Origin of the sequence: Nonomuraea sp. NPDC049607 (assembly GCF_040675375.1) — a bacterium.
Taxonomy (GTDB): domain Bacteria; phylum Actinomycetota; class Actinomycetes; order Streptosporangiales; family Streptosporangiaceae; genus Nonomuraea.
In genome coordinates this window covers 99195-122345 of sequence record NZ_JBFAOV010000029.1, presented here as the reverse complement: position 1 = coordinate 122345, position 23151 = coordinate 99195, and the positions used below count along the sequence as shown (strand labels likewise).

General features: G+C 70.3%; 24 protein-coding genes. 19 read left to right on the top strand and 5 right to left on the bottom strand.

Annotation, left to right across the window (positions count from 1 at the left end; all coding sequences use genetic code 11):
* Positions 1 to 101: 101 nt before the first annotated feature.
* Complete coding sequence (locus AB0J97_RS38840) at positions 102 to 527, top strand: tetratricopeptide repeat protein (RefSeq protein WP_357705715.1); 426 nt, start codon at positions 102 to 104, stop codon at positions 525 to 527.
* Between the two features lie 329 nt (positions 528 to 856).
* On the opposite strand, the gene AB0J97_RS38835 is transcribed toward AB0J97_RS38840, so the two are convergent.
* Entirely contained in the window at positions 857 to 1294 is a 438-nt protein-coding gene (locus AB0J97_RS38835) for a TipAS antibiotic-recognition domain-containing protein (RefSeq protein WP_364098525.1), read from the bottom strand.
* 104 nt (positions 1295 to 1398) lie between these two features.
* Between AB0J97_RS38835 and AB0J97_RS38830 the strand changes: the two genes are divergently transcribed.
* Complete coding sequence (locus tag AB0J97_RS38830) at positions 1399 to 2370, top strand: HAD-IIA family hydrolase (RefSeq protein WP_364098522.1); 972 nt, start codon at positions 1399 to 1401, stop codon at positions 2368 to 2370.
* A gap of 271 nt (positions 2371 to 2641) precedes the next feature.
* Here the strand turns inward: AB0J97_RS38830 and AB0J97_RS38825 are convergent, their stop codons facing one another.
* A complete protein-coding gene (locus AB0J97_RS38825) occupies positions 2642 to 2989 on the bottom strand; it encodes an SCP2 sterol-binding domain-containing protein (RefSeq protein WP_364098519.1) in 348 nt (115 codons plus the stop codon).
* A 127-nt stretch (positions 2990 to 3116) separates the two neighbouring features.
* Between AB0J97_RS38825 and AB0J97_RS38820 the strand changes: the two genes are divergently transcribed.
* From AB0J97_RS38820 to AB0J97_RS38760, 13 genes are all read left to right on the top strand, one after another.
* A complete protein-coding gene (locus tag AB0J97_RS38820) occupies positions 3117 to 3290 on the top strand; it encodes a hypothetical protein (RefSeq protein ID WP_357705719.1) in 174 nt (57 codons plus the stop codon).
* Complete coding sequence (locus AB0J97_RS38815; RefSeq protein ID WP_357705720.1) at positions 3287 to 4099, top strand: TlyA family RNA methyltransferase; 813 nt, start codon at positions 3287 to 3289, stop codon at positions 4097 to 4099. The genes AB0J97_RS38820 and AB0J97_RS38815 overlap by 4 nt, the downstream gene beginning before the upstream one ends.
* Positions 4096 to 4998 carry an NAD kinase gene (locus AB0J97_RS38810; protein WP_357705721.1) on the top strand — a complete coding sequence of 301 codons (903 nt, stop codon included), beginning with the start codon at positions 4096 to 4098 and terminating at the stop codon, positions 4996 to 4998. The genes AB0J97_RS38815 and AB0J97_RS38810 overlap by 4 nt, the downstream gene beginning before the upstream one ends.
* 94 nt (positions 4999 to 5092) lie before the next feature.
* Complete coding sequence (recN, locus tag AB0J97_RS38805; protein ID WP_364098514.1) at positions 5093 to 6802, top strand: DNA repair protein RecN; 1710 nt, start codon at positions 5093 to 5095, stop codon at positions 6800 to 6802.
* A 73-nt stretch (positions 6803 to 6875) separates the two neighbouring features.
* Positions 6876 to 8072, top strand: coding sequence for a putative cytokinetic ring protein SteA (gene steA, locus AB0J97_RS38800; protein WP_357705810.1), 1197 nt, complete (start codon positions 6876 to 6878; stop codon positions 8070 to 8072).
* Complete coding sequence (locus AB0J97_RS38795) at positions 8069 to 9043, top strand: copper transporter (protein ID WP_364098511.1); 975 nt, start codon at positions 8069 to 8071, stop codon at positions 9041 to 9043. Before steA ends, AB0J97_RS38795 begins: the two co-directional genes overlap by 4 nt.
* 1 nt (position 9044) lies before the next feature.
* Positions 9045 to 9896, top strand: coding sequence for a hypothetical protein (locus AB0J97_RS38790; protein WP_364098508.1), 852 nt, complete (start codon positions 9045 to 9047; stop codon positions 9894 to 9896).
* Positions 9897 to 9968: 72 nt separating this feature from the next.
* Positions 9969 to 11561, top strand: coding sequence for a lipid II flippase MurJ (locus AB0J97_RS38785; protein WP_364098505.1), 1593 nt, complete (start codon positions 9969 to 9971; stop codon positions 11559 to 11561).
* A gap of 186 nt (positions 11562 to 11747) precedes the next feature.
* Positions 11748 to 12926, top strand: a complete 1179-nt coding sequence (locus AB0J97_RS38780) for a glycosyltransferase family 4 protein (protein WP_364098545.1) — start codon at positions 11748 to 11750, stop codon at positions 12924 to 12926.
* Positions 12927 to 13102: 176 nt separating this feature from the next.
* A complete protein-coding gene (locus AB0J97_RS38775) occupies positions 13103 to 14086 on the top strand; it encodes a TerC family protein (RefSeq protein ID WP_364098502.1) in 984 nt (327 codons plus the stop codon).
* Between the two features lie 108 nt (positions 14087 to 14194).
* Positions 14195 to 14836 (top strand): phosphatidylserine decarboxylase, encoded by a 642-nt coding sequence (locus AB0J97_RS38770; protein WP_357705812.1) that lies wholly within the window; start codon positions 14195 to 14197, stop codon positions 14834 to 14836.
* Positions 14823 to 15650: a CDP-diacylglycerol--serine O-phosphatidyltransferase gene (gene pssA / locus AB0J97_RS38765; protein WP_352364447.1), complete on the top strand. Its 828-nt coding sequence runs from the start codon at positions 14823 to 14825 to the stop codon at positions 15648 to 15650. Before AB0J97_RS38770 ends, pssA begins: the two co-directional genes overlap by 14 nt.
* Before the next feature lie 35 nt (positions 15651 to 15685).
* Positions 15686 to 15961: a hypothetical protein gene (locus AB0J97_RS38760; RefSeq protein WP_357705727.1), complete on the top strand. Its 276-nt coding sequence runs from the start codon at positions 15686 to 15688 to the stop codon at positions 15959 to 15961.
* 1 nt (position 15962) lies between these two features.
* Here the strand turns inward: AB0J97_RS38760 and AB0J97_RS38755 are convergent, their stop codons facing one another.
* Both AB0J97_RS38755 and AB0J97_RS38750 read right to left on the bottom strand, forming a co-directional pair.
* Complete coding sequence (locus AB0J97_RS38755) at positions 15963 to 16619, bottom strand: MBL fold metallo-hydrolase (protein WP_364098498.1); 657 nt, start codon at positions 16617 to 16619, stop codon at positions 15963 to 15965.
* Entirely contained in the window at positions 16616 to 17407 is a 792-nt protein-coding gene (locus tag AB0J97_RS38750; RefSeq protein WP_364098495.1) for a maleylpyruvate isomerase family mycothiol-dependent enzyme, read from the bottom strand. Before AB0J97_RS38750 ends, AB0J97_RS38755 begins: the two co-directional genes overlap by 4 nt.
* Before the next feature lie 217 nt (positions 17408 to 17624).
* Here AB0J97_RS38750 and uvrA point away from each other — a divergent pair, with 217 nt between their 5' ends.
* Positions 17625 to 20465, top strand: coding sequence for an excinuclease ABC subunit UvrA (uvrA, locus tag AB0J97_RS38745; RefSeq protein ID WP_364098492.1), 2841 nt, complete (start codon positions 17625 to 17627; stop codon positions 20463 to 20465).
* 157 nt (positions 20466 to 20622) lie between these two features.
* Here uvrA and AB0J97_RS38740 read toward each other — a convergent pair whose 3' ends face one another.
* On the bottom strand, positions 20623 to 21339 hold the full coding sequence (locus AB0J97_RS38740) for a DUF2306 domain-containing protein (RefSeq protein ID WP_364098490.1): 717 nt from the start codon (positions 21337 to 21339) through the stop codon (positions 20623 to 20625).
* Positions 21340 to 21559: 220 nt separating this feature from the next.
* Between AB0J97_RS38740 and AB0J97_RS38735 the strand changes: the two genes are divergently transcribed.
* The 3 genes from AB0J97_RS38735 to AB0J97_RS38725 all read left to right on the top strand — a co-directional run bounded on the left by AB0J97_RS38735 (position 21560) and on the right by AB0J97_RS38725 (position 23063).
* Complete coding sequence (locus AB0J97_RS38735; RefSeq protein ID WP_364098487.1) at positions 21560 to 21976, top strand: Rieske (2Fe-2S) protein; 417 nt, start codon at positions 21560 to 21562, stop codon at positions 21974 to 21976.
* 117 nt (positions 21977 to 22093) lie between these two features.
* On the top strand, positions 22094 to 22549 hold the full coding sequence (locus AB0J97_RS38730; protein ID WP_364098484.1) for a Rieske (2Fe-2S) protein: 456 nt from the start codon (positions 22094 to 22096) through the stop codon (positions 22547 to 22549).
* Positions 22550 to 22625: 76 nt separating this feature from the next.
* Complete coding sequence (locus AB0J97_RS38725; RefSeq protein ID WP_364098481.1) at positions 22626 to 23063, top strand: Rieske (2Fe-2S) protein; 438 nt, start codon at positions 22626 to 22628, stop codon at positions 23061 to 23063.
* Positions 23064 to 23151 lie beyond the last annotated feature (88 nt).

Below are 23151 nucleotides of genomic sequence, written 5' to 3'. Positions count from 1 at the left end.
CTTGCGCCTACCAGGAGTTGCCCCAATCGTTTGCTGTCGCGCCCCTATCGCGGCGGAGCGGGAGCGAGGTTCGTCGTCCGGCGATGAAGGAGTCCTCACGCATGGTTCAGGGCGGAAATGGTCACGATGAGTCCTTGGGCGGCGTTCCTGGGGGCGGTGTCTACGACTGGTATCAGCGTGGTGTGAAGTTGCTGAAGGAGGGGAGTCCCGCGGCTGCCGCGGCATTGCTGGAGCGGGCGGCTGCGGCTGAGCCACAGTCGCGGAGCATCCTTGAGGCATTGGCTCGGGCGCAGTTCAACTCCCGCCAGTATGCGGAGGCCGCGGCCAGCTTCCGGCAGATCGTGGATGCGAATCCGGCTGAGGATTATGCGTATTTCGGGCTGGGGTTGTCGTTGTGGCGTACGGGGGACCTGGAAGGGGCTCAGGAGCCGCTCGCCATCGCGGTGGCCATGCGGCCGGACGAGCGGCATTACGTATCGGCTTTGAAGAGTGTGCGCGCGACGTTGAGGGCTCGCCGGGAGATGTAGGGGTGTAGGGCGCGGACAGGGGCCCGCCGTCGTGCAGTGTCATTGCTCGGGTGGATCTTTTCGGGCCCGATCGGTGCCACCTCAGATGTGCGCTGTCAGGCGGGGAACGTTGCTGGGCGGGCGGTGCCTGCCGCACCTCGGGCCTGACGAGGGCTCTGTGCGGTCGAATGTGCCGCCCCCACGTCTGCGTGGACTCCGGCCGCCGACGGCGACTGATGTTCCTGGCTACTGCGACGATGCTGTCCGGCGCCTCAGGAAGGACTGTCCGGGCCGTCATGCGTCGCCTGTGACGTGACTCTCCACATGGCCGACTGCTCAAAGGGGCCAGCTCAGCCCTGGCGGGTGGTGTTGGCGAGGATTGCGGTGCGGAGGTAGGTGGCGAGGCCGGGGGAGGTGCGGTCGAAGGTGGCCGTGAAGCGGGGGTCGGAGGCGTACAGGTCGGCGAGGCCGCGGTGGTGGTCGTACGTGCAGTCGTAGAACCAGCGGGAGATGTGGGCGCGGTGTTCTTCGGCCAGGTCCATCGCAAGGTCGCTGTCGGCGGGGATGTCGGCGTTCATCGCATCGGCGAGGCGGGCCGAGAGGGCGGATGCCTCGGCTTTGTACCGCTGCCATTCCTCCTTCGTGTAGGACGAGGTGCGGCGCGCGGATTCGGCCCAGGCACGCGTGTCGCCCCAGCGTTCCTCGGCCTCCGCCGAGTGTTCGTCGTGGGCGAAGTCACCGAAGAGTTCGGTGCGTTCGTCGGTCGTCAGGTTGAGCGTGCGGGGCATGGTCGTCCTTCCAGAACGGGTTTCCCGTCAGGGCTTCCTGTGGCGGGGTACGAAGGCGACGCTAAAGTCTCACGCGGCGTGAGAGTCAAACGGGAAGAGGCGCTGTGCTGATTGACGGCTATGACACCTTGCTGCTCGACCTCGACGGTGTGGTCTACCTGGGACCGCACGCCGTGCCCGGGGCAAGTGAGGCGCTGGAGGCGGCTCAGGGCAAGGGTGTGCGGCTCGCCTACGTGACCAACAACGCCTCCCGCACGCCGGCCGCCATCGCCGCCCACCTGCGGGAACTCGGCGTCCCGGCCACGGCGGCCGATGTCGTGACCTCGGCGCAGGCGGCCGCGCGAGTGGTCGCCGAGCGGGTGGCTCCGGGCGCCGCGGTGCTGGTCGTGGGCGGGTCGGGGCTGCGGGTGGCCGTACGTGACCACGGGCTCAGGCCGGTGTCCGTCGCGGCCGAGTCGCCTGCCGCGGTGGTTCAGGGGATCGCTCCGGGTCTGTCCTATGCCTTGCTGTCGGAGGGGGCGCTGGCCGTACGGCAGGGGGCGTTGTTCGTGGCCTCCAACGGTGACAGCACCATGCCGACCGGGCGGGGTGAACTGCCCGGGAACGGAGCCATGGTCCGGGTCATCGCCGCTGCCACCGGGGTCGAGCCGGTCTATGCCGGTAAGCCGGATCCGCCGTTGCACCGGGAGTCGATGATCCGTACGGGCGCCCGGCGGCCGCTGGTCGTGGGGGACCGGCTGGACACCGACATCGAAGGAGCCTCCAACGCGGGCGTGGAGAGCCTGCTGGTGCTCACCGGGGTGGCCGCCCCGCTCGACGTGCTGACCGCTGAGCCCCGGCACCGGCCCACGTACCTGGCCGAGGACCTCGGTGCGCTGGTCCAGCCCTATCCCGAGGTGCGGGAGGGGGCCTGCGGAGGATGGCAGGCTGAGTGGCGGGACGGGGTGCTGCGCCTCGACGGAGACGGCAGCCGGATCGACGGGCTGCGCGCGGCCTGCGACGCGGCCTGGGCGGCGGCCGGGGAAGGCCGGGTCGGCGAGGACGCGGTCAAGGAGGTCCTGAAGCGCGTCGGGTGAGGGCCTCCCCAGACCTGGCCTTCCTTGTCGATCGGCGACCTTGCATCAAGTGACCGAATCGGTGGCGTACTCTCCCATGGCCCGCAGCACGCCGGACGCGAACACGTACGGCGTGCTGATCATGGAGGAGCGAGTGGGGAGCGATCGTCAGGGCGGGTCGCCGGGGGCGACGTGGCCGCCGGAGGGCGGCTCGCCGATCGGGGACCGAGGGGTAGGGATGCTGTTCGCCTGTCGCCTAACAGTTAACGAATGCGTTGAACAATGGAACCGGTCAGATCAGCTTGCGCAGGCGTAGCAGGTCGCCGAAACTCGCGTCGATCTTCACCCGCCCCCCTAGCAGGGCGCGGGCCAGGTCCAGTTCGCCGTCGACCAGCGCGATCAGGTCGTCACTCGCAATGGTGATCTTCACATCGGCCGGTTTGCCCCCGGCCGGCCTTTCCTCGGTGAACGGGTCGAGCCCCCCGTGGTGCAGCCGCCCGTAGAAGATCACACCGAGGTCGGACACCCGGGCGCTGACCGTCCGCTCGACCACGTGTTTGGCACGATCCTCCGCGCCGATCTCGTCGAACTGGGCGACGAGCCTGGCCAGTGCCGCCCGGCACTCCTCGACGCTTGCCATGTTGAGCATCCTTTCTTTCCCTTTGCGGTCGGTAGCGTTCCACATCACTAGCACCCCCGTATGAGCTTCAACGCGTGACACGCCTGCCAAGGTCCCGGGCGCTCGCCCGAGGCGTTACGGTCGAGTCATGGGTGAGCTGCCGGAGGAAACCGGAGACGAGCGGGTCGACGCCATCGTGGCCGGTCTCGGTCGTGTGGGCGAGCTGCCGGTCAACGAGCACGTGGCGGTGTTCGAGGAGGCGTTCGCCGGGCTGGAGTCCACTCTCGCGGGTGCGGGCGACGAAGCGCTGGGCGAGCGGTGAGCCGGAGGATTCGCCTCGACAGCGAGCTGGTGCGCCGAGGTCTGGCCAGGTCGCGTGAGCAGGCCGCCCAGCTCATCGAGGCCGGGCGGGTCAGCGTGGGCGGGCAGCAGGCGAGCAAGCCCGCGACCCAGGTCGACACGGCCTCGGCCATCGTCGTCGCCGAGTCGGCCGACGGGCCCGACTACGTTTCGCGCGGAGCGCACAAACTTCTCGGGGCGCTGGAGGCGTTCAAGAGCCTGTCGGTGGAGGGGCGCAGGTGCCTCGACGCGGGGGCCTCCACGGGAGGCTTCACCGACGTGCTGTTGCGTCACGGCGCGGCTCACGTGCTCGCCGTCGATGTCGGCTACGGCCAGCTCGCCTGGTCGCTGCGCACCGACGAACGGGTGACCGTGATGGAACGGGTCAACGTTCGCGATCTGACCCCCGACATGGTCGGCGAGGCGCCCACGCTGGTCGTGGGCGACCTGTCGTTCATCTCGCTGCGGCTCGTGCTGCCCGCGCTGGCGCAGGTCGCCGCGCCGCGGGCCGACTTCGTCATGCTGGTCAAGCCGCAGTTCGAGGTGGGCAAGGAGCTCGTGGGGGCGGGCGGCGTGGTGCGCGACCCCGAGCTGCGGGCCCGGTCGGTGCGTGACGCCGCGGCCAAGGCGCGGGAGCTGGGGCTGAGCGTGCGGGGCGTGACCGCGAGCCCGCTGCCTGGTCCGTCCGGAAATGTCGAATATCTGCTCTGGCTAGGCAAAGGAGAGGGTGAGCCCCCCGTCGCCGAGCTCGATGCCGAGATCCAGCGTGCCGTCGCAGAAGGGCCGCAATGAACCGCACCGTGCTCGTCGCCGTCCACACCGGGCGGGGGGCCGCCGTCGAGAGCGCCCGCCTGGTCATCGACCGGCTGGTCCAGGCGGGCATCAACGTACGCGTCCTGGACACCGAGGCCGTCGACATCGGCTGCGGCGGGGTTGAGGTCGTCCCCAGTGACGATCCGGGCTCGGCCAAGGACGCCGAGGTCATGATCGTGCTCGGCGGCGACGGCTCGCTGCTGCGCTCGGCCGAGCTGGCCAAGCCCGCCGGCACGCCCCTGCTCGGCGTCAACCTCGGGCACGTCGGGTTCCTGGCCGAGGCGGAGGTGGCCGACCTGGCCTCGGCGGTCGACAGCGTGGTGGCCGGGCGCTACGACGTCGAGGAGCGCATGACGATCGACGTCCTGGCCAGGCAGAACGGCCGGGTGATCGCCGACACGTGGGCGCTCAACGAGGTCACCGTGGAGAAGCAGGAACGCATGCTGGAGGTGGTCGCCGAGATCGATGGGCGGCCGCTGTCCCGCTGGGGCTGCGACGGCGTGATCTGTGCCACTCCTACCGGTTCGACGGCGTACGCGTTCTCGGCCGGCGGGCCGGTGGTCTGGCCGGAGGTGGAGGCGCTGCTCCTGGTGCCCATCAGCGCCCACGCGCTGTTCGCCCGGCCGCTGGTGGTCTCGCCCCGATCGACGATGGCCGTGGAGATCCTGCCGGACACTCCCGGCGGCGTTCTGTGGTGCGACGGACGGCGGCGTTTCGAGCTGCCCTCGGGCTCGCGTGTGGAGGTTCGCAGGGGGGCCGAGCCGGTCCGCCTGGCCCGCCTGCACGGCGTGGAGAACACCGGCGCCCCCTTCACCGACAGGCTGGTCGCCAAGTTCGAACTACCGGTTCAGGGATGGCGCGGGAGAGTGCGACCCTGAATGAATGGAGGGGAGAACGCGTAGGATCCCATGGGCAACAGGTGTCCGGACACAACCAACCGGCCATCAGGCACGGCAGTGACGGGAGTGGGCAGTGCGACCAAGGGTCGAGGAGGTCCGCATCCAGGGGCTCGGCGTCATCGACGAGGCCGTACTTGAGCTCTCGCCGGGCTTCAACGTGGTCACCGGCGAGACCGGCGCGGGCAAGACGATGGTCGTCACGGGGCTCGGGCTGCTGTTCGGCGGCCGGGCCGACCCCTCGCGCATCCGTCCGGGGGCCGACAAGGCGACCGTGGAGGGCACGCTCGTCGTCGAGCCCGGCGGCCGGGTCGCCCAGCAGGTCGAAGACCTCGGTGGCGAGGTCGAGGACGGCGAGCTGATCATCTCGCGCGCCGTCTCGGCCGAGGGCCGCTCCAGGGCCTGGCTCGGCGGGCGCACGGTGCCCGTCGGCACGCTGACCTACCTGGCCGACGACCTGGTGGCCGTGCACGGGCAGATGGACCAGCAGCGGCTGTTGCAGGCCGCCAGGCAGCGCGCCGCGCTCGACCGTTACGCCGGGAACGAGCTGGTCAAGCCGTTGCGGGCGTACTCGCAGGCGTACAAGCGGCACAAGCAGGTGGGGGCGCTGCTCGACGAGCTGACCACCAAGGCCAGGGAGCGCGCCCAGGAGGCCGACCTGCTGCGGTTCGGCCTGGAGGAGATCGAGAAGGTCGACCCCAAGCCGGGCGAGGACGTCCACCTGCGCGAGGAGGAGGAGCGCCTCTCGCACGCCGACGCGCTGCGCAGCGCCGCGACCACGTCCCACACCGCGTTGCTCGGCGATCCGATGGAGGCCGCCGGCGGCGCCCGCGACGTGATCTCGCTGCTCGGGGAGGCCCGCGCGGCCGTCGAGGCCGTGCGCGACTTCGACCCCCAGCTCGCCGGCGTGGCCGACCGGCTCGCCGAGGCCGGATACCTGATCTCCGACGTCGCCACCGACCTGGCCGCCTACGCCGAGTCCATCGAGGCCGACCCGGCCCGCCTGGCCTCCGTCCAGGAGCGCAGGTCCGTGCTGGGCAGCCTGATCAGGAAGTACGCCGAGGACAGCGCCGGGGTGCTGGCCTGGGCCCAGCAGGCGGCCGCCCGCCTGGGCGAGCTCGAAGGCGACGACGAGCGCATCGAGGAGCTCACCCGCGAGCACGAGGAGCTCACCACCAGGCTCACCACCCTGGCCGCCGAGCTCACCAAGGTGCGCGAGGCCGCCGCGGAGCGCTTCGGCCAGGCCGTGACCGACGAGCTGACCGCGCTGGCCATGCCGCACGCCCGGGTCGTGGTGCAGCTCACCCAGAGCGCCGAGTTCGGGCCGGAGGGCGTCGACGAGGTGGAGCTGCGGATGGCCGCGCATCCGGCCGCGCCGCCGCTGCCGCTCAACAAGGGCGCCTCCGGCGGCGAGCTGAGCCGCGTCATGCTCGCCATCGAGGTCGTGTTCGCCGGTGCCGACCCGGTGCCGACGTTCGTGTTCGACGAGGTCGACGCGGGGGTCGGTGGCAAGGCCGCGGTCGAGATCGGGCGTCGGCTGGCCCGGCTCGCCCGCACCGCGCAGGTGATAGTCGTCACTCACCTCCCGCAGGTGGCGGCCTTCGCCGACCAGCATCTGGTCGTCGAGAAGGCGAGCGACGGCAGTGTCGTGCGCAGCGGCGTCGTCACGCTCAACCACGAGGGGCGCGTACGCGAGCTGTCCCGCATGCTGGCCGGTCTGGAGGACTCCGAGCTGGGCCGGGCGCACGCGGAGGAGCTGCTGGGACTCGCAGCGGCCGACAGGTGATTCTGTGTGACATAGTGGACACGCCGCGTAGTGCTTGGCCTCCGCGCTGTTTCCCTCTGGCAGGATGGTCATGATGAAGGTTCCGGGGAGCAAGATGCCGGGCCTCCGTGGCAGGAAGGTCGGTGACCTTCCCGGTGTGACGGCAGTGGCGAGAATCGACCGGCGAACCAAGAGGCTCACCAAACGCCTCCAGCCCGGGGAAATAGCGATTATCGACCATGTCGACGTTGACCGGGTCAGCGCGGAGGCGCTCGTCGCATGCGGCGCGGCGGCTGTGGTCAACGTCGCCGCGGGCATCAGCGGCCGCTATCCCAACCTGGGCCCGCAGATCCTGCTCGACGCGAGTGTGCCGTTCGTCGACAACGCCAACCCCGAGCTGTTCGAGCGCGTCAAGGACGGCGACGTCGTCCGCGTGCACGAGGGTGTCATCTACCTCGACGACGACGTCGTGGGCAAGGGCGACGAGCAGACGACCGAGGCCGTCGAGGCCGCCATGGCCGAGGCACGCGCCGGGCTCGCCGTACAGATCGAGGCTTTCGCCGTCAACACGATGGAGTACGTTCGCGGTGAGGGCAAGCTTCTCATCGACGGAGTCGGCGTGCCTGAGATCCGCACCCCGATGGAGGGCAGGCATGTCCTCATCGTGGTGCGCGGTTATCACTACAAGGAAGACATCGCCACCCTTCGCCCTTACATCAGGGAATACCGGCCCGTCCTCGTCGGCGTCGACGGCGGCGCCGACGCGCTGCTGGAGGCCGGCTACCTCCCCGACGTGATCGTCGGCGACTTCGACTCCGTCTCCACCAAGGCGCTGACCTGCGGCGCAGAGCTCGTCGTGCACGCCTACCGCGACGGCCGCGCGCCCGGCCTGGAGCGGGTGCACCAGCTCGGCCGCGAGGCGGTCATCTTCCCGGCCACCGGCACCAGCGAGGACATCGCGATGCTCCTGGCCGACGACAAGGGCGCCGAGCTGATCGTCGCGGTCGGCACCCACGGCACCCTGGAGGAGTTCCTCGACAAGGGGCGCTCCGGCATGGCCAGCACCTTCCTGACCCGGCTGATCATCGGCAGCAAGCTCATCGACGCCAAGGGCGTGAGCAGGCTCTACCGTAGCCGCATCACCACCCCGCAGCTCCTGCTGCTCGTGATCACCGCGCTGATCACCATGGGGGTCGCCCTCTTCCTGTCACCGCTCGGCCAGACCTGGCTGAACGGCCTGCAAGACGTCTGGAACGCATTCATCTTCTGGCTGGTCGGACTCTTCTCGTGATCGATTTTCGCTACCACGTCGTCTCCATCGTCGCGATCTTCCTGGCGCTGGCCGTCGGGATCGTCCTGGGCACCACGCTGCTGCAGGAGCCCGCGGTCAAGTCCGCGCAGGAGATCAGCGCGCAGCTCACCAAGACGAAGGACGAGTTGCGCGTGCAGATCGACCAGCTCCAGGGCCGCGAGGCGGGCAACGGCGCCTTCGTCGCCAGCGTCACGCCGAAGCTGGTGGCCGGCGAGCTGACCGGCCAGCACGTGCTGCTGGTCGAGACGCCGGGTTCGAGCACCGCGTTCCGCGAGGCCGAGCAGCAGGTGCTGGAGGAGGCGGGCGCGGAGGTGAGCGGACGCGTCACGCTGACCGAGAAGTTCTTCGACCCCGATCGCAGCGGCGTGCTCGACGGCCTGGTCAACCAGCTCAAGCCGGTCGACATGGTCTTCCCGTCCACGGCGACCGTCTGGGACAAGGCGGGCGCGCTGCTCGCCTCCACGCTGCTCACCACCGACCAGGCCCAGGCGGGCACGCCCAACGCCGCGACCGCCGCCGTCCTCAGCGGGTTCGAGGCCGGCGGGCTGGTCAGCATCGACGGCGACCCCGCCAAGCGGGCCATGCTCGCGGTGATGTTCGCGCCGGAGAAGGCGTACGAGGGGGAGCAGGCCGAGACCCAGCTCGGCGCGCTCGTCTCGGTCGCCGACCGGCTCGACGCGGCGGGCAAGGGCGCGGTGCTGGCCGGCAGCGCCGCCAACACGGCTGTCACCGGGGGCGCCGTCAGCGCCCTTCGCGACGACGGCGACGTCTCCAAGCGCGTGTCCACCGTCGATACCGTCGATATGCCCGCGGGCCGGGTCGTGGTCGTCTACGCTCTCCGGGAGCAACTGAACGGGCGCGCCGGCCAGTACGGCATCGGCAAGGGGGCCTCGGCCACCCAGCCCGCGTTGCCGACCACCACGCCTTCACCGACCCAGTCAGGGAGCTGACATGGCCCGTGGCCTGCTCTACGCGCTGGCCGGCGCCGCGATCGGCGCCACCGCCGCCCGTGCCGCCTACGCCGCCTTCACCCGGAACCGTCCGGCCGACCTGGGCGGGCGCTGGACGCGCAAGAACCACCGCGGCGAGCCCATCACCCTGCTGGAGGGGCCCGCGTTCGTCGCCGGTTCCGGCGTGGCGGCCGCGCTCACGCCTGGCCTGACGCCGCGTACCCGGCTGGCCGCGGTGCTGGCGGGCGTCGGCACCGGCGCCCTAGGGGCCTACGACGACCTCTACGGCACCACGTCCTCCAAGGGCTTCAAGGGCCACCTGACGGCCCTGACCCGTGGCGAGGTCACCAGCGGCGCAGTCAAGATCCTCGGCATCGGGGCCACCGGGCTCGGCGCCGCCGCCCTCGTCTCCGACGGGCCCGTGGACACGCTGGTCAACGGTGCCGCCATCGCGGGCGCGGCCAACCTGGCCAATCTGTTCGACCTTCGTCCCGGGCGGGCGATCAAAGTCGGGCTGCTGGCCGGCGGGCCGCTGCTGGCGGTCTCGCTGCTGCGGTCGTCGCCCGCCGCCGCGGCCCTGGCCGCCGTGCCGCTGGGGGCCGCCGCCGCGCTGCTGCCCGACGACCTCGGCGAGCGCGCGATGCTCGGCGACGCGGGCGCCAACTCGCTCGGCGCCCTGCTCGGGCTGGCCGCGGTCACCAAGCTCGGCAGGCCGGGCAGGCTCGTCCTCCTGGGCACGGTCGCCGCGCTCACCGCGGCCTCGGAGAAGGTCAGCTTCACCAAGGTCATCGCCGCGAACCCGGTGCTCAACCGGATCGACATGCTCGGGCGGCGTCCCGTCGACCCCGTGTGACCCTCCGCGCGCGATTGTCGGTGGCACCTGCCAGGATGTCCGCGTGACCGGATACTGGGCGGGGGAGGCCGGGTGCGGAGCGTGACGGCGCGGGGTGTGGCGGGTGGCGCCCTGCTCATCGGGGCGATCACCGTGCTGGCGCGGATCGCCGGCTTCGTCAAGCAATACGCCTTCGCCCAGACCGTCGGCACCAACTGCCTGTCCACCGCCTACATGACGGCCAACCAGATCCCCAACATCGTCTTCGAGGTCGTCGTCGGGGGCGCGCTGGCGGGCATGGTGGTGCCGGTGCTGGCCGGGTCCGCCGCCTCGCGCGAGCGCACCGGGCACATCAGTTCGGCGCTGCTGACGTGGGTCGTCGTGGTCCTGGTGCCGCTGGGGGCGCTCACCGCGCTGTTCGCCCGGCCGGTCATCGGCCTGTTCCTCGGCGAGGCCGTCCGCGGGTGTGACACGGCCCATCTCGTCGCCCTCGCCACGCGGATGCTGGTCGTCTTCGCCCCCCAGATCCCTCTGTACGGCGTGGCCGTGGTCCTCTACGGCGTGCTGCAGTCGCACAGTCGCTTCGCCGGGCCCGCGGTCGCGCCGCTGGTGTCCAGCATCGTGGTCATCGTGGCGTACCTGCTGTTCGTACCACTCAGTGGGGGGACGGCCGACCCGGCTCAGCTGCCTGGGCCCGCCGAGCTGGCCCTGTCGGTGGGCACCAGCCTGGGTGTGCTCTCGCTCGTGCTGACCGTGCTCGGGCCCGTGTCGCGGCTGGGGCTGCGGTGGCGGCCCACCTTACGCTTCCCCGACGGCGTGGCCGGGCAGGTGCGCAGGCTCGCCCTGGCCGGGATCGCGGCGCTGCTCGCCCAGCAGGCCGCCATGATCGTCGTGGTGCTGCTGTCGAACAAGGCGATCGGCAACGGAGCCCTCACCGTCTACAACTACGCGTGGGCGATCTACCTGGTGCCGTACGCGGTGCTGGCCGTGCCCATCGCCACCAGCGCGTTCCCCCGGTTGTCGGCGCAGGCGGGTGACGCGGTCGCGTTCTCGGCGCTGGCGGCGCGTACGACGCGGGCCGTGGTGCTGGTCACGGGGATGGCCGCCGGCGTGCTGGCCGCCGCGTCGGGGCCCGGCGCGGTGGTGTTCCTGGGAGGCAGGAGCGAGGTGCCGCCGCCTCAGCTCGCCCTGGCGATCGCGCTGTTCGCGCCGGGCATCGTCGGCTACGGGCTCATCGCCCACCTGAGCCGGGTGCTCTACGCGGCCGGGCTCGGGCGGGCGGCGGCCACGGGGACTGTGGCCGGGTGGCTGGTCGTCATCGTCGCGCAGACCGTGCTGGTGCTGGTGCTGCCCGCCGAGTGGAAGATCGGCGGCATGGCGCTGGGGATGAGCCTCGGCATGACCGCCGGTGGGGTGCTGCTGCTCGCGTCCGTGGTTCGGGCGCGGGGGAGCGGGGCCGCAGCGGGGCTTCCCAGGGCCGCAGGGGCGGCGGTTGGTGGTGGCGTGCTGGGGTACCTGGCGGGCGCGTGGGTGGTGGGGCGGCTCGGCGTCTCCGGCATCTGGCCGAACGTGGGTGCTGTGGTGCTGGCGGCGGTGGTGGCCGTGGTGGTGGGGGTTGTTGTCGTGGTTGCGGTGGACCGGTCGGACGCCAGGGCGGTGGCCGGGCTGTTCAGGCGGGGCGGCTGATCCTCTACGGCGGGTCCGCTGCTCTGTGGGGGCGGTTCATGGTCTCCTGCGGTTCCTGATCTTCCGCGATGGGGGCCTTGAGGTGAGTGGTCGTATGGAGTGACCCGGCCTTTACGGTTTCGGCTTTGAGGTGTGGTCGCGGGTTCCGGTGAGGATCTTGGAGGGGTCTTGCGGGTGGCTTTTGTGATGGGCACCACGTCCGGTGGTACCGGGCGGCATGTACGGATGCTCGTCGAAGGGCTGGTGCGGCGCGGGCATCAGGCGGCGGTGGTGGGGCCGGGGAGTGTCGAGGAGGCGTTCTCCTTCCGGGAGGCGGGAGCCACGTTCGCCGAGGTGCCCGTGTCCGATCGGCCGCATCCGCTGAACGATCTGCGCGCGGTGCTCGCGATTCGGCGGCTGACGCGGGATGCCGACGTCGTCCACGCTCATGGCCTCCGTGCGGGGGCGCTGGCGAGCCTGGCGCTGCGGGCGATCAGGCCGCGGACGTCGAAGCGCGCGGGGGCCGAGTACCAAGAGACAGGGCGTCAGGGGATCGGATCACAGGAGGCCGGGGGCTCAACGCCGGCAGGGGGCCCGTCGGGAGGGAAGGGGCCGGGGGTGGTGGTCACGTTGCACAACGCGCTGACCGCCGGCGGTTTCGTGGGATTCGTCTACGGGGTGCTGGAGCGGATCGTGGCGCGGCGGGCCGATCGGGTGCTGGTCGTCTCGCCGGACCTGGCGGAGCGGATGACCGCCCTGGGAGCCCGGAAGGTGGGAGAGGCGGTGGTGCCCGCGCCCCCGCTCCGCCCGGCCCGGCGTACGCCGGAGGAGGTTCGGGACGAACTGGGGGCGGGCGACCGTCCCCTGGTGCTCACGATCGCCCGGCTCGCCCAGCAGAAAGGACTCGACACCCTGCTCGACGTGGCGGCGGGGCCGTGGGAGGGCCCGATGCCCCTGTTCGCCGTGGCGGGTGAGGGGCCGCTGCGGGAGGAGCTCCAGGACCGGATCAGGGGGCGGAGCCTGCCCGTGCTGCTGCTGGGAGACCGGGACGACATCCCCGACCTGCTCGCAGCCGCCTCCGTCGTGGTCAACTGCAGCCGCTGGGAAGGGCTGCCGCTCAGCCTCAGCGAGGCCCTGATGGCGGGCAAGCCGGTGATCGCGTCAGGCGTGGGCGGGATCCCGTGGCTGGTGGGCGACGCCGGGATGCTCGTGCCGTACGGGGACGCCGAAGGGCTGCGGAGCGCGTTGCGGAAGGTCCTGGACGAGCCGGGGGTCGCGCGGACGCTGTCGGAGGCGGCGACGCTGCGGGGACGGGAGTTGCCGGATGGTGACGATGCCGTGGAAAGCGTACTCGGGGTGTACGAGGCGGCAAGATCGTATGGATGATGGGAGCAAAGTGTCGGCGTATACTGCGTGGGTTAGGGAGGGGAGTATCCCTTCGCGACAGCCTCGTCATCACGGTGCAGCCCCGCTCCACGGGGCCCCCGGGGCTGCCGGTCCGCGTTGTTCGCGGGCGGGAGAGACCTCCGGCAATGAGTCATGCATGCCGGAGGGTTTGAACCGTGACCGTACCTGTGTGGGCCTGGATCGCCGTCATCGGCGGTCTGCTCGTCGTCCTCGCCTTTGACCTGTGGATCGTCGACCGCGGTGAGGCCCGTGAGTTCTCCATGCGGCAGGCCGGATATTGGGTCACCTTCTATGTCGCCCTGGCCGCGTTGTTCGGTGTGGGGTTGTGGGCCACGTTCGGGGCCGACAAGGCGGGGGAGTTCTTCGCCGGTTACATCACTGAATACAGCTTGAGCGTCGACAACCTGTTCATCTTCTTCATCATCATGAGCCGGTTCGCGGTGCCGCGGCCCTACCAGCACAAGGTGCTCCTGGTCGGCATCGTGCTCGCGCTGGTCATGCGCGGCATCTTCATCGCGCTCGGGGCCGCCGCGCTCGAACGGTTCAGCTGGCTCTTCTACGTCTTCGGCGCCTTCCTCGTCTACACCGCCGTCAATCTGATCCGGCAGCACCTCAAGGGCGAGGAAGAGGAGTTCAACGAGAACATCCTGCTCAGGTGGGTGCGCCGGGCGTTCCCGACCACCGAGGGGTACGTCGGTTCCAAGGTCACCGTCAAGATCGACGCACGCCGCATGGTGACCCCCATGCTCATCGTGATGATCGCCATCGGAACCACCGACCTGCTGTTCGCCCTCGACTCGATTCCGGCCATCTTCGGGCTCACCAAGGACCCCTACGTCGTCTTCACGGCCAACGCGTTTGCCCTGATGGGGCTGCGTCAGCTTTACTTCCTGCTGGGCGGGTTGCTGCAGCGACTCGTCTACATCAGCTATGGTTTGGCGTTCATCCTCGGGTTCATCGGGGTTAAGCTGATAATGGAGGCGTTGCATGCCAGCGGCGTCTCCTGGGCACCCGAAATTCCCATCTGGGTGTCGCTCACGGTCATCGGCTCCACCATGGCGATCACCACGGTTGCGAGCCTGATCAAGGCCCGCATGATGAGCGGCGAAGGCGAGCAGACGCACCCGGAGCAGGTCTAGCGGAACGGCTATCGAGGCGCTTTGCTTGTGTAGTTGCGCCGTGTAATAGTTGCGAGTTCCGTAACAGCATGGCAAAGCGCCTAGTCCAGTCACCATCAAAGGTTGTACGTGTCAGACGATTCTGCTAAGTCGAGCCGCGTCCGGCTCGCGCGCGGGGTCTCCCCGTGGCTCCTCCCGACGGCGGCCGCGGCGGCCGCCACCGCGCTGCTGACGCGCCGAGACCGGCGCTGGGCCCTGGCTGCGGCCCCGCTGGGTGCGCTCACCGGTGGCATGCTCTGGTTCTTCCGCGACCCCGAGCGCACTCCAGGCGAGGGGCGCATCCTGTCGCCCGCCGACGGCGTGGTGCAGAGCATCGACCCCTGGCCGGACGGCCGCACCCGCGTCGCGATCTTCATGAGCCCCCTGAACGTGCACGTCAATCGTGCCCCTCTTGCGGGAAATGTCACGTCCGTGCAGCATGTGGCAGGTGGGTTCCTGCCGGCGTTCAACAAGGACAGTGACCAGAACGAACGCGTGGTGTGGCATTTCGAGACCGCGCTGGGCGACATCGAGATGGTGCAGATCGCGGGCGCCGTGGCGCGCCGGATCGTGCCGTACCTGAGCGCTGGGGCCAAGGTGGCGCAGACCGAGCGAATCGGTCTCATCCGGTTCGGCTCGCGGGTCGACATCTACCTTCCCGAAGGCATCTCGCCCGCGGTCTCCGTGGGTGAGAAGACGGTTGCGGGGGTGACCAGAATTGACCACGGCTGACGCCGGCAGCTGGCAGGCGGGCGAGGAAGAGCCCCGCGGTCCTGTGGGCAAGGCGTTCCGCCTGTCCGCCGCGGACTCGCTCTCGCTGGGCAACGCGGTCTGCGGGTTCCTCGCGGTCTGCGTCCTGGCCTATTCGGCGATCCAGCAGCTCACGGTCGCCGACGGCAAGTTCACGCCGACGCCGAGCTACTTCGCCACCGCCATCGTCCTGCTGCTCATCGGCGCGACCTGCGACCTGTTCGACGGGCTCGTCGCGCGCCGCTTCCGCGCCTCGGCGATGGGCGCCGAGCTGGACAACCTGGCCGACGTGATCAGCTTCGGGTTCGCGCCCGCGTTCATGGTCGTGATCTGGGGTGTCGGCGCGCCGCCTTCGGTGCCGTTCATCGCGGTGGTCACCGCCGCGGCGGCCGTGCTGGTCGCCGGTGTCGTACGCCTGGCGCGCTTCGCGTGCGTCAAGACCAAGAGCGGCGACTTCATGGGCCTGCCCATCCCGATGGGCGCGATGACCGTGATCTCGATCGTGCTGCTGTTCCAGCCCAGCATCTGGGCGCTGTTCGCGGTGCTCGGCGTGGCCTGGCTGATGGTCAGCCGCATCGAGTACCCCAAGCCCAAGGGGCAGCTGGCGGCGGTCGTCCTCGGCTGGATCATGGTGAACGTGGCGTTCCTCACGGTCTGGGTGGCCTGGCCGGAAGGCGGCGACCTGCCCATCAAGATCGGCGCGACCATGCAGATCGCGCTCGTCGCGGCCATCCCGCTGCGCATGTTGTTCTACAAGCGGGAGCTGCGCAAGGAAGCCGAGCGAATCGGCAACTAGGGGATTTTTCATCCATCTTCGGCTTTGATGGATCCATGTCGGCTACGCCACGCGAGCACACGCGGACGTACTATCTCGGCAAGCTGGCCACGGAGCTGGAGCAGCGCGGGCTGACCGCCACCTTGCGGGCCTATCCGCCCGCGCTGAGGATCAGCGATCCCGACACCGCGCTGCTGGCCGAGACGATCGACTGCGTGCCGCTGCCCGAGGGCTGGTTCTACCGCTGGTCGTGGGGTGAGCTCGTCGGCCTGGCCGACGATCCGGCCCTGGCGGCCAGCCGCATCGTGCGCGTGCTGGCCGCGGGACGGTGAGCTACCAGCCCCTGGCCTTCCACTCGGCCAGCGAGGGACGTTCGGCGCCGAGCGTCGTGTCCCGGCCGTGGCCCGGGTAGACCCACGTGTCGTCGGGCAGGCGGTCGAAGAGCCGCTCGGACACGTCGGTGAAGAGGCGCTCGAACCGCTCCGGGTCCTTGCCGGTGTTGCCCACCCCGCCGGGGAACAGGGAGTCGCCGGTGAACAGGTGATGGCCGTCGGGGCCGCCGTCGTAGAGCAGGGCGATCGAACCCGGGGTGTGGCCGCGCAGGTGGATGACCTCCAGGCTGACCGGGCCGAGGGAGATCGTGTCGCCGTGCTCGACCGTGCGGCCGGCCGGGACGGGCAGCGCGGGCGCGTCGAGCGGATGGGCGATCACCTCGGCGCCGGTGACCCGGGACACCTGTTCGAGGGCCTGCCAGTGGTCGCCGTGCTGGTGGGTGGTGACGACCGCGCCGAGCGGCTGGTCGCCGACGAGCGCCAGCAGCCGGTCGGCGTCGGCCGCGGCGTCGATCAGCAGCTCCTCGCCGGTCTCGGTGGAACGCAGCAGGTAGGCGTTGTTGTCGTGGGGGCCGACCGCCAGCTTGGAGATGGTCAGGGCGGGCAGCTCGCGCACGTCGGCGGGGCCGCCGACCTGGACGTCGCCGGTGTAGGTCATGGATAGTCCTTCGGGGGCGTCGCGGGCAGATCAGCGGGGGCCGGCATCGTCAGCCACGGCGGCGGCTCGGGAAGGAGCGCGCCACCGTCACCGGGCGTCGACGGCTGTCCCGCGGGCACCAGGGTAACGCCCTCGCCGTCCGACCTCCCTGTCAACCAGGCCAGCATGTCGACCGGCGCGCCCTGGACGGCGGGGCCCTGACCGAGGTTCTGCCACCTTTGCCCCGGCTCGCCGGTCAGGACGACCTCGCTCACCGTGCTGCTGCCGTACGGCCAGGAGTGGCGGAGGTCGTGCAGTTCGCGGTGGACGAACGTCCGCGGCCAGTCGTGCGGGCCGTACCCCGCGTCGAGGTCAACGTGGTGCATGCCCACCTCGCGGAGGCGGCGTACCAGGATGTACCAGGCAGGATGTGACGGCGGTCGCATGCCATGGACGGGCGTCCGCCACGCCTCGGCGGGCAGGTCGCGGATCGCGGCGGCCAGGCGGGCGGCGCTGTCCGCCAGGTCGGCCAGGTGCCGGGCGGCCGGCCGGGCGGCGGCGGCCTCGATCTCGGCGGCCCTGGCCTCCACGGACGGGTACTGCGGGGTCTCGACGCCCGTCCGCGCCCAGGTCAGGAGGTTGAGGTGGGAGCCCGCGTTGCCGGTCAGGTGGGCGAGCACGTGCCCTCTGGTCCAGCCGGGCAGCAGGGACGGGGCCGTCACGTCGGCGTCGGACAGGGACGCGGCCGTGGCCAGCAGCCGGTCGGTCGCGGAGGCCAGTTCGGCCTGCACCGCGGGTAGAACGGTCATGTCCAGATATTTCCCCATCTAGGGGGCAGGTGTCGCGGTCGGGCATAAAGCAGCAGGTCAAGTGGTTGACTTGCAAAGGGCTCCTGCCGACGCGGGAGATGGCCGTAACCTGTGAAGGACGGATTTTCGGGGGCTGGGGATCGGCTCGCCGAAAATGTCGGTGCCCCCGTCTACCATCCCCCGTGGACCTATCCGCCTTTCGACCTCCGGGATCGCCGTGGCAGACCGCCTGATCGTGCGTGGTGCACGAGAACACAACCTCAAGGACGTCTCGCTGGACCTGCCGCGAGACTCGCTGATCGTCTTCACCGGCCTCTCCGGCTCCGGCAAGTCGAGCCTGGCCTTCGACACGATCTTCGCTGAGGGGCAGCGCCGCTACGTCGAATCCTTGTCGGCCTACGCCCGCCAGTTCCTCGGCCAGATGGACAAGCCCGACGTCGACTTCATCGAGGGCCTGTCGCCCGCGGTGTCCATCGACCAGAAGGCCACCAGCAAGAACCCCCGCTCGACCGTCGGCACCATCACCGAGGTCTACGACTACCTGCGTCTGCTGTGGGCGCGCATCGGCAAGCCGCACTGCCCGACCTGCGGCCGTCCGATCGCCCGGCAGCAGCCGCAGCAGATCGTCGACCGCGTCATGGACCTGGAGGAGGGCACCCGCTTCCAGGTGCTCGCCCCCGTCATCCGCGGCCGCAAGGGCGAGTACGCCGAGCTGTTCCGCGAGCTGCAGACCAAGGGCTTCGCGCGGGCCAGGGTCGACGGCACGGTCGTGCGGCTGGAGGAGCCGCCGACGCTGAAGAAGTACGAGAAGCACGACATCGAGGTCATCGTCGACCGCCTGTCGGTCAAGGAGTCCTCGCGCCGCCGGCTCACCGACTCCGTCGAGACCGCGCTGCAGCTGTCCGGCGGCACGATCACGCTGGAGTTCGTCGACCTGCCGGAGGACGACCCGGGCCGCGAGCGCTTCTACTCCGAGCACCTCTACTGCCCCTACGACGACCTGTCGTTCGAGGAGCTGGAGCCGCGCTCGTTCTCCTTCAACTCGCCCTTCGGCGCCTGCCCCGAGTGCACCGGCCTCGGCACCAAGATGGAGGTCGACCCCGACCTGGTGGTGCCCGACCCCGAGCGCACGCTCGGCGACGGCGTGCTGCACCCCTGGTCGGGCGGCCACACCAGCGAATACTTCGTCAGGCTGATCGAGGCGCTCGGCCACACCGTCGGGTTCACCCTCGACACGCCGTGGGAGCGGCTGCCCAAGAAGGCCCAGAAGTCGCTGCTGTACGGCCACGACGAGCAGGTGCACGTCCGGTACAGCAACCGCTACGGCCGCCAGCGCTCCTACTACACCACCTTCGACGGCGTCATCCCCTGGGTGCAGCGCCGGCATGCCGAGGCCGAGAGCGACGCCACGCGCGAGCGCTTCGAGGGCTACATGCGCGAGATCCCGTGCCCGGCCTGCAAGGGCGCCAGGCTCAAGCCGGTCACCCTCGCCGTCACGGTCGACGACAGGTCGATCGCCGACGTCGCGGCCATGTCGATCGGCGAGTGCGCCAAGTTCCTCGCGGAGCTGAAGCTGTCCGACCGCGACATGCACATCGCCGAGCGGGTGGTCAAGGAGATCAACGCCCGCATGGGCTTCCTGCTCGACGTCGGCCTCGACTACCTCACCATGGACCGCGCCGCGGCCACCCTCGCCGGTGGCGAGGCGCAGCGCATCCGGCTGGCCACGCAGATCGGCTCCGGGCTGGTCGGCGTCCTCTACGTGCTGGACGAGCCGTCCATCGGCCTGCACCAGCGCGACAACATGCGCCTGCTCGACACGCTGATCAGGCTGCGCGACATGGGCAACACGCTGATCGTCGTCGAGCACGACGAGGACACCATCGCCGCCGCCGACTGGGTGGTCGACATCGGTCCGGGCGCCGGCGAGCACGGTGGCCAGGTCGTGGTCTCCGGCACCGTCCAGGAGCTCCTCGCCAGCGAGGAGTCCATGACCGGCCAGTACCTGTCGGGCCGCAGGAGCATCGCGATCCCGGCCAAGCGCCGCAAGCGCGACAAGAAGCGGCAGATCACGGTCAAGGGCGCCCGCGAGCACAACCTCAAGGGCGTCGACATCGAGTTCCCGCTGGGCATGTTCACGGCGGTGACCGGGGTGTCCGGGTCGGGCAAGTCGACGCTGGTCAACGACATCCTCTACAACGCGCTGGCCAAGGAGCTCAACGGCGCCCGCACGGTGCCGGGGCGGCACTCGCGCATCAACGGCATGGACCAGGTGGACAAGGTCGTGCACGTCGACCAGTCGCCGATCGGCCGTACGCCGCGCTCCAACCCGGCCACGTACACCGGGGTCTTCGACCACGTGCGCAAGCTGTTCGCCCAGACCGCCGAGGCCAAGGTGCGCGGCTACCAGCCGGGGCGCTTCAGCTTCAACGTCAAGGGCGGGCGCTGCGAGGCGTGCGCGGGGGACGGCACGATCAAGATCGAGATGAACTTCCTGCCGGACGTCTACGTCCCCTGTGAGGTCTGCCACGGCGCCCGGTACAACCGGGAGACGCTGGAGGTCCACTACAAGGGCAAGACGATCGCCGAGGTGCTGGACATGCCGATCGAGGAGGCGCTGGGCTTCTTCGACGCGATTCCGGCCATCAAGCGGCACCTGCAGACGCTCAACGACGTCGGCCTGGGCTACGTACGGCTCGGGCAGCCGGCGACCACGCTGTCCGGTGGTGAGGCGCAGCGCGTCAAGCTCGCCTCCGAGCTGCAGCGCCGCCAGACCGGGCGGACGATCTACGTGCTCGACGAGCCCACCACCGGCCTGCACTTCGAGGACATCCGCAGGCTGCTCGGCGTGCTCGGGCGGCTGGTCGACGGCGGGAACACGGTGATCGTCATCGAGCACAACCTCGACGTCATCAAGACCGCCGACTGGATCATCGACATGGGCCCCGAAGGCGGGTCCCGTGGCGGCACGCTGGTGGCCACGGGCACGCCCGAAGAGGTGGCGCTGGTCAACGAGAGCCACACCGGGCGCTTCCTGCGGAAGATCCTCTCACTCTGAGGCAGACGGCGGCCCAGGTGTGGCGACGTTGCGCCTTGAGTCGGACGGTGGCGGCTCGGGCGTGACGGCGGTTGCCGTCGGTCAGGTGATGGTTCGGGTGTGACGGCGCCTGCTGTCGGTCAGGCGGTGGTTCGGGTGTGACGGCGCCTGCTGTCGGTCAGGCGGTGGCGGGGGTACGGCGGCGGCGCTTGGCGGCGTCGCCGCGCTCCAGCCACCACTCGGCGAACAGCAGCGGCAGCACCCAGCCCAGCCAGGCGCTCAGCGCGCCCACCGTGCCGGCCAGCAGCTCCTGGTCGCCGTGGAAAGTGGTGTCGAGCTGCGGTGACAGCGAGATGACGAACACCGCGCCCCACAGGCGGTTGGTGATGATCGACATCGTCAGGGCGAAGCTGCGGATCATCCACCTGCGGTGATCGACGAACCTGCGCTGCCTGGCCATCCGCCAGCCGGCCAGGGTGCAGCCCAGCCACACCAGGGCCAGCACCACCCCGCTGGCCCTGGTCACCGGGCCGAACGGGGTGGCGAGGCTGACCACCAGACCCAGCACACCGCCGGGCAGGCAGCCGCCGAAGACGTACACGCGGCCGATCATGCGGTGGGCGCGCGGGTGGCGGGCCCGGAACCACGGCCAGACCTGCAGACAGCACGAGATCATCGCGATCGAACCGAAGATCACGTGCAGGGAGAGCACCACGAAGTGCGGCGGGAAGAAGTCGGGGGCGGGCACCCGCGACCGGCTCGGGTCCAGCGACAGGTAGGGCGGCAGCGAGAAGGCGACGAACGCGATCGCCACCACCGCGAGCGGAACCACCCACGGACGGCGCCACCAGCGCGGCCCGGACGTCGTGGGTGCGGGAGTGTCGGTGAGAGTCATGCGCACAGGCTCGTGCGCGGCGCTGACCGCGGGCGCACCGCCCACTGACGGCACCTTGACCCTGCCTTGCCGCGACGGTGTGCCGCAGAGGTCACCCGATGGTCGGACCGAGGGGTGGGGCCAATAAAGTTGAAGCACGGGTAACGGCTTGACCTGCTGGGGGTCGGCGGAGACGCGAAGGGTCGGCTAATTCATGACGGTTACGGATCGGGGCGAAGCCATGCCCGAAAATCGCGGCGGAATCGGCCGGCGCGAGATGCTCGGCGTGGCGGGGGTGGCCGCGTGCGGGCTGGCGCTGGCGGGGTGCGGCGCGGGCGACGCCAAGGCGCAGCCGGTGTCGGCGATCAAGGGCAAGGTGCTCGCCAAGACGGCGGACGTGCCCGTCGGCGGCGGCACGCTCGTCGAGGAGTGGCGAATCGTGATCACGCAGCCCGCGAAGGGCGTCTACAAGGCGTTCAGCGCGGTGTGCACGCACAAGGGATGCACGGTCGGCACGCCGAAGGACAACGTCATCACGTGCGCGTGCCACGGCAGCGAGTTCGCCGCCGACAGCGGAAAGGCCACCAAAGGGCCCGCGACCGCGCCGCTGACCGTCTACCAGGTCAAGGTGGAGGGCGACGGCATCGTCGTCGTCTGAGGACGGATCGTTCTGGGTAATTGTGCGTGGTTTTCGGGATTGGGCTCGTGCAGGCTGAACCGGTGCCGGGGCGCCGGCCGTACCTGCAAGTGAGACCGAGACCTGGGAGGACGCACCATGACAGAAACGACGCGCCGGACGGTCATGCTCGGTGCCGGAGGCGCCGGGCTCGCGGCGGTTCTGACGGCGTGCGCGAGCTACGGTTCGCCGACGGCGGCGGCGAACGAGGCGCCGGCCACGGAGGAGCCGTCGTCCGCCGAGCCCAAGAAGAAGGCGAAGAAGAAGCCCAAGGCGCTGGCCGACACCGGCGACATCCAGGTCGGCGGTGGCACGGTCTTCAAGGACCAGAAGGTCGTGGTGACGCAGCCGACCGAAGGGGAGTTCAAGGCGTTCACGGCGGTCTGCACCCATGCGGGCTGCACGGTCGCCAGCGTCTCGAACGGGACCATCAACTGCCCCTGCCACGGCAGCAAGTTCAAGATCGAGGACGGTTCCGTGGCCGACGGCCCCGCCGGCGCGCCGCTCGCCGAGAAGAAGATCTCCGTGGACGGCGACAAGATCAGACTCGCCTAATCCGCGTCTCATGAATTTCTCACCTGTCTCCGATTGGGTGGGACACATGGGAAATGACCTTCGCAGCCGACGGGCAGTGATAGCGGGAGTGGGCGCGGGCGGGCTGGCGCTGGCGATCAGCGCCTGCGGCGGGAACGCCGAGACGCCGGCGGCCACCGCCCCCGACGCGGGCGGCCAGTCGAGCGCCGCACAGCCGGGCACCACACAGTCAGGCGCCCCGCAGGCCGGCGGCGCGCTGGCCAAGACCGCCGACATCCCCGTCGGCGGCGGCACGGTCTTCAAGGACCAGAAGATCGTGGTGACGCAGCCGACGGCGGGCGAGTTCAAGGCGTTCAGCGCGATCTGCACGCACAAGGGCTGCCCCGTGGGCAGCGTCGCGGACGGCGCGATCGTGTGCCCGTGCCACGGCAGCAAGTTCAACATCGCCGACGGCTCGGTCACCGACGGGCCGGCCGACAAGCCGCTGGCCGCGCAGCAGATCAAGGTCGAGGGCGACCAGATCACCCTGGCCTGATCAGAGGAGCCTGGTCAGAGGAGCCTGATCAAAGGAGCCTGGTCAGAGGAGAAGGTGAGCCCTGTCGAGCCGTCCGAAGGCTCGGCGG

Bases quoted from the DNA above. Each gene is read 5' to 3' on its own strand.
- AB0J97_RS38840 (WP_357705715.1), top strand. From the start codon at position 102: ATGGTTCAGGGCGGAAATGGTCACGATGAGTCCTTGGGCGGCGTTCCT.
- AB0J97_RS38835 (WP_364098525.1), bottom strand. From the start codon at position 1,294: ATGCCCCGCACGCTCAACCTGACGACCGACGAACGCACCGAACTCTTC.
- AB0J97_RS38825 (WP_364098519.1), bottom strand. From the start codon at position 2,989: ATGGCAAGCGTCGAGGAGTGCCGGGCGGCACTGGCCAGGCTCGTCGCC.
- AB0J97_RS38820 (WP_357705719.1), top strand. From the start codon at position 3,117: ATGGGTGAGCTGCCGGAGGAAACCGGAGACGAGCGGGTCGACGCCATC.
- AB0J97_RS38810 (WP_357705721.1), top strand. From the start codon at position 4,096: ATGAACCGCACCGTGCTCGTCGCCGTCCACACCGGGCGGGGGGCCGCC.
- steA (WP_357705810.1), top strand. From the start codon at position 6,876: ATGAAGGTTCCGGGGAGCAAGATGCCGGGCCTCCGTGGCAGGAAGGTC.
- AB0J97_RS38790 (WP_364098508.1), top strand. From the start codon at position 9,045: ATGGCCCGTGGCCTGCTCTACGCGCTGGCCGGCGCCGCGATCGGCGCC.
- AB0J97_RS38780 (WP_364098545.1), top strand. From the start codon at position 11,748: ATGGGCACCACGTCCGGTGGTACCGGGCGGCATGTACGGATGCTCGTC.
- AB0J97_RS38760 (WP_357705727.1), top strand. From the start codon at position 15,686: ATGTCGGCTACGCCACGCGAGCACACGCGGACGTACTATCTCGGCAAG.
- AB0J97_RS38755 (WP_364098498.1), bottom strand. From the start codon at position 16,619: ATGACCTACACCGGCGACGTCCAGGTCGGCGGCCCCGCCGACGTGCGC.
- AB0J97_RS38750 (WP_364098495.1), bottom strand. From the start codon at position 17,407: ATGACCGTTCTACCCGCGGTGCAGGCCGAACTGGCCTCCGCGACCGAC.
- AB0J97_RS38740 (WP_364098490.1), bottom strand. From the start codon at position 21,339: ATGACTCTCACCGACACTCCCGCACCCACGACGTCCGGGCCGCGCTGG.
- AB0J97_RS38735 (WP_364098487.1), top strand. From the start codon at position 21,560: ATGCCCGAAAATCGCGGCGGAATCGGCCGGCGCGAGATGCTCGGCGTG.
- AB0J97_RS38730 (WP_364098484.1), top strand. From the start codon at position 22,094: ATGACAGAAACGACGCGCCGGACGGTCATGCTCGGTGCCGGAGGCGCC.